The following is a 7262-nucleotide window of genomic DNA, read 5'->3' as shown; positions in this document are numbered from 1 at the left end:
GCCCACCTCCACCGTGAGCAGCGCCACCTCGCGAGCCCCCGCCGCCTTGCGCGGCGACAACCCCATGCTGCGCGAGCCGTCCAGCACCACCTCCACGCGCGGCGACACCTCGTCCTGGCGCACGCGCAACACCAGGTCCCCGGTGCGCGCCACCGCGTTCCAGTCGAGCTGCCGCAGGTCATCCCCTGGCTGGTACATGCGGAAGTCGTGCAGCTCCATCGCACTGCCCGCGGACGTGGCGCGCACCTCGCCCACCCGTCCGCGCTGCGGCACGCGCGGCAGCGCCAGGGTCAACCCCGGCACCAGCCGCGCCACCTCCGCCTCGTCCAGCCGGGTGCTCACGGCGCGTGGGCCTCACGCTCGCGCCGCACGAGCACCCGGTCCGCCGCGAACGCGCACAGGAGCGCCACCAGCCCCACGCACAGCAGCAGCTCCGGCGGCATCCGGAGACCCGACGGATCATTCCAGTCGTAGCGACCGAAGTTCACCGTGCCCACCACGGGGTTGAGCAGGTTGATCAGCTCATCCCCCGCTTCCAGCCCCAGGAACACCGACAGGAGCGGAGGCACGCCGGCCCCCAACGCTCCCGCCGCGACGAAGAGCAACCGCACCGCCGCGGGCGACGCGAACCGGCCCGACTTCGGCATCCGTCCCAGCAGCAGCGCCACCGACAGGTAGATGATGCCGTAGAGCGCCAGCGCCACCAGCGCCATCCCCATGCGCACCGACTCGGCCGAAACATCCGAGGCCCACAGCAGCCCCGCGCACCCGGCCGCCCAGCCCAGCAGCAGCAGCACCGCCAGCCGGAAGCCGCGCAGGGCGCCCGGCCGGAAGAGCGACCAGGGCCGGGTGCCCGCGCGCAGCGGCCGAGACTGCCCATCCACGTCCGATACCGTGAAGAGGCCGGTGAAGATGAGGTGCAACCCACCGAGGATGCCCGCGATGCCCGCGACGTCTTTGTCCCGGTCCAGGAACCACCACACCGCCGTCACCCCCAGGAACGTCAGGAGCGCCTGTCCCACCAGCACCCGCCGGGGGTGCCGCGTGTAGTTCTCCGTCACCAGCGACAGCCGCGCCACCGCCGCCTCGAAGAGCAGCCACCCGTCCGACAGCAACAGCCACAGCCCCGCGCTCATCCCCAGGAAGAAGTCCCGGTCGAAGGAGAAGCCGCGCCCCCGCCCCTCCGTCATCACGAAGATGAAGGTGAGCGTCTGGAAGAATGTCACCACCAGCGCGGCCACCAGCGCGAAGCGCACGAACGCCCGCCCCATCCGCCCATCCGCCAACGTCGCCGCGCACACCGACGCGAACGTAAGGAACACCAGCCACGCGCCGCCCAGCAGCAGCACCATCAGGATGGTGGGCAGGTCGATGCCATTGAGGAAGTAGCTGAACAGCAGGAACGGCCCCACCGCCGACGCGTACAGCGCCGCCTGCACCAGGAAGGACGTCACCTTGCCGCCCAGGATGCGCCGGGGCCCCAGCCCCGTCAGCAGCAGGAGCGACCACGTCTCGTCCTCGCGCTCACGCGCCAGCGAACGGTACGCGTTGAAGGGAATGACCCCGAAGTGCACCAGCCCCAGGCACACGAAGAAGGAGAAGAAGTACGTGCGCCCCTCGCGCGAGTACGACGTCCCCTGCGTGTTCACGTACGCGATGAGCGACAGCACCAGGCACGACAGCAGCAGCAACCCGAAGCACACCCAGAAGACGCGCGTGCGCAGCCCCTGCCGCACCTCCTTCACCACCAGCGGGTTGAGCCGGTCGCCCCACTTCTCCCACCGGTCGGACACTCCGGCCGAAGCAACAGGGACGGTCTCGGACGCACCCGACGCCGGACTTGCTTGCGTGCTCACGCCACCCTCCCTTTCGTCACGGTCATGAAGGCATCTTCCAGATTGCGCTCGCGAGGGCTGAACGCGCACACCGGCAGCCCCTGCGCCACCAGCGTGGCCAGCAGCGCCGCCGCGGCGGCCTCCGCCTGCATCGGGCCGGAGCCCTGTTCCAGCTCCAACCGCACGCGCAGCGCGCCTGCCTCGCGCGTCACGTCCTTCACGCGCGGCTGCTCCAACAACAGCCGCTCCGCGCGAGCGCCCATCGCCTCACCCTCCGCTCCCGCCGCCAGACGCACCACCAGCTCCACCACCTGGGAAGCGTCCGCGCCCGAGCGCAGCAGGTCCTCCACGCGGCCCTGCGCGAGCAGGCGCCCCTGTTCAATGATGACGCAGGAGTCGCAGATCTCCGCCAGCTCCGTGAGGATGTGGCTGGAGATGATGACCGCCTTGCCCTGATCCGCCAGCGCGCGCAGCAGCTCCCGCAGCTCGATGCGCGCCCGGGGATCCAGGCCGTCCGCGGGCTCGTCCAGCAGCAGCAGCCGGGGGTCATGCAGGAGCGTGCGCCCCAGGGCCACGCGCTGACGCATGCCCTTGGACAGCTCCGTGGTGAGCTTCTCCGCCAGGGGAATCAACCCCGTGAACTCCATCACCGAGTCCACCCGCTGCCGCCGCTGCGCGCCCTTCAGTCCGTACGCGCGCGCGAAGAAGTCCAGGAACTCCCTCACGGTGACGTCGTCGTAGGTGCCGTAGCGGTCCGGCATGTAGCCCAGGAGCGGCCGGGCCTGGTCTGGCGCGTCCACCAGCGACTTGCCGTCCAGCAGCACCTCTCCGGCCGTGGGCACGTCCAGCGTGGCCAGGATGCGCAGCGTGGTGCTCTTGCCCGCGCCGTTGGGACCGATGAAGCCCAGGATGCCGCCGGCCTCCAGCGAGAACGTCACGTCGTCCACCGCGCGCAGCGCACCGTAGTCGCGACGCAGGCCCTTCACTTCCAGCAGGCTCATGGCCTCGCCTCCTCGATGCCACCGCGCACCAGATGCACCCCTGCCTCCAGATCCACGTCCACCGCCGCCGTGGGCGCGAAGCCCCGGCCCCCCAGACGGACCAGGAAGACGCCGTCAGTCAGGTCGTCATCGAGCACCGACGTCGCCGCCGGGAAGCGCAGGCCCGGCTGGTACGTCAGGCTCAACGGCTGGTGCGCCTCGTGGTCAAGCAGCGCCACCTTCTTCTCGTCGGGGATGAGCACGGCCTTCGCCTCGGCGCCGTCCGCCATCGCGGGCAGGTTCCAGAGCTTGTCCTGGAAGCGCATGCGGCCTGCTTCCACGGCCGCCCCGAGCGCGTTCTGCACGACGACCCCGTCCCCCTCCTTGCGCGCGGTGAGCCGCGCCCGCGACGGAAGCACGGCCACCTCGCCCCATTCGCGGTAGGTGCGCGAGGGCAGGAAGCTGTCGCGCAGGACCAGGCCCTGCGTCCAGTCCAGGGCGCGCGGTGGATCCTCGGGCTCCACCGGGGACACCAGCACGCTGGAGGCGGGCATCATCACGCCCTCCTCGGTCAGGTTGGCGTACCAGGCGGTGATCCCCACCGTCACCGCGCGAGCGCGCTCGCGGTCCAGCAACGTGAGGCTGTAGCGCGCGGCGTGTACGCGGAAGCCATCCACCAGCACCGACCAGGCCACCAGCCCCAGACACGTGATGGCCGCCAGCGTGGGCACTGCGATGAGCACCGCGAGCGGGCCCTTGCGCCGGGCCAGCATCAATCCGCCAGGGCCCACCGCGAGGGTGAAGAGGAAGATGAGCAACATGAAGCGGCCCACGGGCGCGCGCGCGCTTTCCAGCAGCGGAGTCCTCCCGTCGCGCAGCAGGCTGTTGCGGTCCCACCGGGGCGGCGGCCCCGCGGGCACCACGGCTCCCGTCACCTCCGCGGCGGCCTCCGCCAGTTGCTGCCCGCACGCCTCATGCGTGTCACGGCAGCCGAGGAACTGACGCACCTCACCGAAGCCGTAGAACGACCGTTCCGAGTGGACATCCTCGAGCAGCGGGAAGTGCAGGCGCGGATTGGCCGGCGGACGGGCGAGCACCAGCCGGCCCCCGGTCAGGGCGAAGGACTCCAGCACGGCCCAGACGTCGTCGGGCACCTCCTCCGGCGACGCCGTCACCAGCACCGCATCGTAGCCTACGTACGCGGCCAACTCGCGAGGAGCGGTGCGGGCATCGAGGAAGCGCGCGGCGACGAGGGGTTCCTGGTTCTCCGCCACGCGACCCAGTTGGGTCGCGTTCTCGAAGGACTTCACGTCGCCCAGCACCATCACGCGCGCGCCCCGGTAGCTGTCCAGGTAGAAGCCCTCGGTGGCGGTGGGCATCCCAGGGGAGTCCATGTGCAACTGCCCGGATTGGATGTCCGCGGGCAGCATCAGGTAGGTGACGACGCGCTCGCGCGCACCCAATTGGAGCGAGCGCTCCGTGATGCGGCCCTGGCCGTGGATGGACAGGCGCACCGGACGCGGCTGGCCGCTGCTGTTGTGCACCGTCACCTGGATGGGGGTGTAGCCCCGCTGCGGCACCAGCGTGACGGAGCGCAGGGTGGCCTTCAGGTCGCCCTCTTCAGGGAAGGTCTCGGGCGTCTCCACCACCTCGCGGTAGCCGGTGGCCTTGTCCTTGGCCGCCACCTCCGCGGCTTCCGCGGCCTCCGCCACGACCGCCACCGGGGGCGCGGGTGCCACCGCGGGCACGGGAGCGCTCACTTCGGTGGCGCTCGCGAGCGTCGTGCAGAGCAGCGCCACGGCGAGCACCGGGGCGCACGAAACGCGCCTAACCACGGGGCACCTCGGGGATGGCCTTGAGCAGTTCGCGCACCACGTCCGGCGCGGTCACCTTCTCCAGGGACGCCTCATAGGCCAGCACCAGCCGGTGGTTGAGGACGGAGGAGGCGGCGGCCACCACGTCGTCGAAGCCCACGTTGGGCCGGCCGTTCAGGAGCGCGAGCGCACGGCCCGCGGCGGCGAGAGCGAGGGCCGCGCGGGGGCTCGCGCCAAAGCGCACGAAGCGGCGCACGGTGTCGGGTGCGGAGGCCTGACGCGGATCGGTGGCCTCCACGAGCCGGCCGATGAAGTCCGCCACCGGACCGGGCAGGTGCACGCGGTCCACGGCGGCGAACAGGCGCGACAGGCCCTCCGCGTCCAGCACGGGCTCCTGCGCGGGAGGCGCGCCGCGCACGCGCGTGGTGAGCAGGGTGCGCAGCGTCTTCGCGCCCACGGGCGGCACCAGGATGCGGAAGAGAAAGCGGTCCAACTGCGCTTCAGGCAGCGGGTACGTGCCCTCCAACTCGATGGGGTTCTGCGTGGCGAGCACGAAGAAGGGGTCGGGCAGGGGCCGCGTCTGGCCCAGCACCGTCACCGAGCGCTCCTGCATGGCCTCCAGCAGCGCGGACTGCGTCTTCGGGCTGGAGCGGTTGATTTCATCCGCGAGGACGAGGCTCGCGAAGAGCGGCCCCTCGCGGAAGACGAAGTCGCGGCGCGCCTCGCCCTCCAGCACGTAGGTGCCGGTGATGTCGCCGGGCAAGAGGTCGGGGGTGAACTGGATGCGGCGGAAGGGCAGCGCGAGCAGCCGCGCCAGGGCCTTGCACAGCTCCGTCTTGCCCAGGCCGGGCAGGCCCTCCAGGAGCACATGGCCCCGGGCGAGCACGGCCACCACGACCTGCTCGACGACCCCTTCCTGGTCGAGCATCACCTGATTGAGCCCGGCCTTGAGCCGGGAGGCTACATCCGCCGCGCCTTGCGCTTCGGCGGGACTCAGAAGCTCCGCTGCCACGTCGATTCCCCCTGCTGGACTACCGACCACCGAAGTACCGCTTCACGAGGTCGCGGTTGCGAGGCAGCAGCGGACCGGAACCCGGTCCCGCCGTCGCATCGCCCTTCGCGCCCGTGCCCTTCGCTCCCGCCGCGCCCGCCTGCCCCGTCCGGGCCTGCGGATCCGCGGCGCGAAGCCCCCACAACTCTTCCGCGTCCCCGCCGTGCCCCTCCGGCAGCGGCTGGAAGGCGAGCCGGTCTGGATCCATCTCCGCCTCGCCGCCAAAGACGAGCGGGCTGCTCTCGCCGCCCCGGCCAGCGCCAGCGCCCTGGCCCTGCCTCGTGTTCCGGCTCGCGTGCTGACCACCCTGCTGGCCCTCGCCCTGACCCTGGCCCTCCCCATCCTGGCCCTGCTGGCCCTGGCCCTGGCCACGCTGCCCCTGCCTCTTCTGCCCCTGTCCCTGGCCGGACTGCTGCTGCCGGGTGGGACGCCTCGCCTGGGCCCCGCGGTTCCCCGCCGCGTTGTTTTCCTCACCGAAGCGCTGGGCCAGCGCCTGCTGCCGGCGCTCCAGCGTGCGGCGAAGGTCCGCGACCTGATCCGGAGAGCCAGCGGCCTGCGCACGGGCGGAAGCGCGAGCCTGGGCGTCACGGGACGGGTCGCCCGAAGCCTGCTGCGAGCCCTGCTTGTCGCCGCCCTGCTTGTCGCCGTCCTGCTTGTCACCGCCCTGCTTGTCGCCGTCCTGATCTCCAGCGCCCTGCCCCTGCGAGCCCTGCTGGGACGAAGCCTGGGCTTCGCCGTCCTCGGAAGGTCCGTCCTGTTCCTGCCCTCCCTGGGAGCGCGCATCGAGCGCCATGAGGGCCTGTTCCAGGGACTCGCGCTCGCGGGTGGCGGACTCGGCACCGCCAGCAGCGGCGAGAGCGTCCTCGAGTTCCGCCGCGGCCTCGGAAGCGCGGTTCAATTCAGCAGCGGCCTCGGAGGCGCGTTCGGCGAGCCGCTGTTCCAGGGCATCGGAGGCTTCCCAGTCCGCAGAGTCGAAGCGGCCCTGGGCGACCTCGTCGGACAGCCGGCGCAGTTCCTCTTCGACGTCCTGGCCCAGCGGCTCCTCACGGGCGAGGGCCTCCGCCTGGGCCTGCACGGCGGCGACCTGGGTCGCGGCGGCGGCATTGATGTTCGAGGTGCGAAGCGCGGGCAGCGGAACGAGGAAACCGACGGCGAAGAACAGGAGCGCACCCAGCAAAGCGCCCACGGGCCGACGCCAGGGAACCTCCGGAAGCTTCACCTGCTGGGCGAACTGGTTGAGGCTCAGCTCCCACTCACCGACGGGGCGCTCCAGGCGCGTGAGCAACAGGCCCCCGGCCCCGGCCGAACGGTCCGCGAGCACCGCCGCGTACTCCAGCGACACACCCCGGGAGCGGGCCCGCACGAACCACCAGGCAAGGCCCGCGACGACGAGCGGAGGCACGGCCCAGACAGCAGCGCCCCGCAGCAACATGCGACAGAGCACGCACGCGGTCGCGGTGGCCCAGACGGGAACGAGTCCCGCGCCCAGCCACGCCACGGCATTGAGGCGCCGCTGCACGCGCCGGATGGGCGCGAGCACGAGGGACTGGAAGCGGCGTTCTTCGCTGGCGGCCATGGGAGG

Annotated in this window: 6 protein-coding genes; all 6 read right to left on the bottom strand. The window is 71.8% G+C overall.

Annotation, left to right across the window (positions count from 1 at the left end):
- Positions 1-342: DUF58 domain-containing protein (locus tag D7V88_RS14130; protein ID WP_147448728.1), on the bottom strand; the 342-nt coding region annotated here is incomplete at its 3' end.
- Positions 339-1856 carry an ABC transporter permease gene (locus tag D7V88_RS14125; protein ID WP_208726281.1) on the bottom strand — a complete coding sequence of 506 codons (1518 nt, stop codon included), beginning with the start codon at positions 1854-1856 and terminating at the stop codon, positions 339-341. The genes D7V88_RS14125 and D7V88_RS14130, both read right to left, overlap by 4 nt.
- Entirely contained in the window at positions 1853-2836 is a 984-nt protein-coding gene (locus D7V88_RS14120) for an ABC transporter ATP-binding protein (RefSeq protein WP_120541160.1), read from the bottom strand. The genes D7V88_RS14125 and D7V88_RS14120 overlap by 4 nt, the downstream gene beginning before the upstream one ends.
- The gene (locus D7V88_RS14115; protein ID WP_147448727.1) at positions 2833-4650 is read right to left on the bottom strand and encodes a hypothetical protein; all 1818 of its coding nucleotides are present in this window, start codon (positions 4648-4650) and stop codon (positions 2833-2835) included. Before D7V88_RS14115 ends, D7V88_RS14120 begins: the two co-directional genes overlap by 4 nt.
- Positions 4643-5641 carry an AAA family ATPase gene (locus tag D7V88_RS14110; protein ID WP_120541158.1) on the bottom strand — a complete coding sequence of 333 codons (999 nt, stop codon included), beginning with the start codon at positions 5639-5641 and terminating at the stop codon, positions 4643-4645. The genes D7V88_RS14115 and D7V88_RS14110 overlap by 8 nt, the downstream gene beginning before the upstream one ends.
- A gap of 19 nt (positions 5642-5660) precedes the next feature.
- Complete coding sequence (locus D7V88_RS14105) at positions 5661-7256, bottom strand: hypothetical protein (RefSeq protein ID WP_120541157.1); 1596 nt, start codon at positions 7254-7256, stop codon at positions 5661-5663.
- Between the last annotated feature and the right edge of the window lie 6 nt (positions 7257-7262).

It is taken from the genome of Corallococcus terminator, assembly GCF_003611635.1.
In the GTDB taxonomy this organism is placed as follows: domain Bacteria; phylum Myxococcota; class Myxococcia; order Myxococcales; family Myxococcaceae; genus Corallococcus; species Corallococcus terminator.
This window is presented reverse-complemented; position numbering and strand designations above follow the sequence as displayed.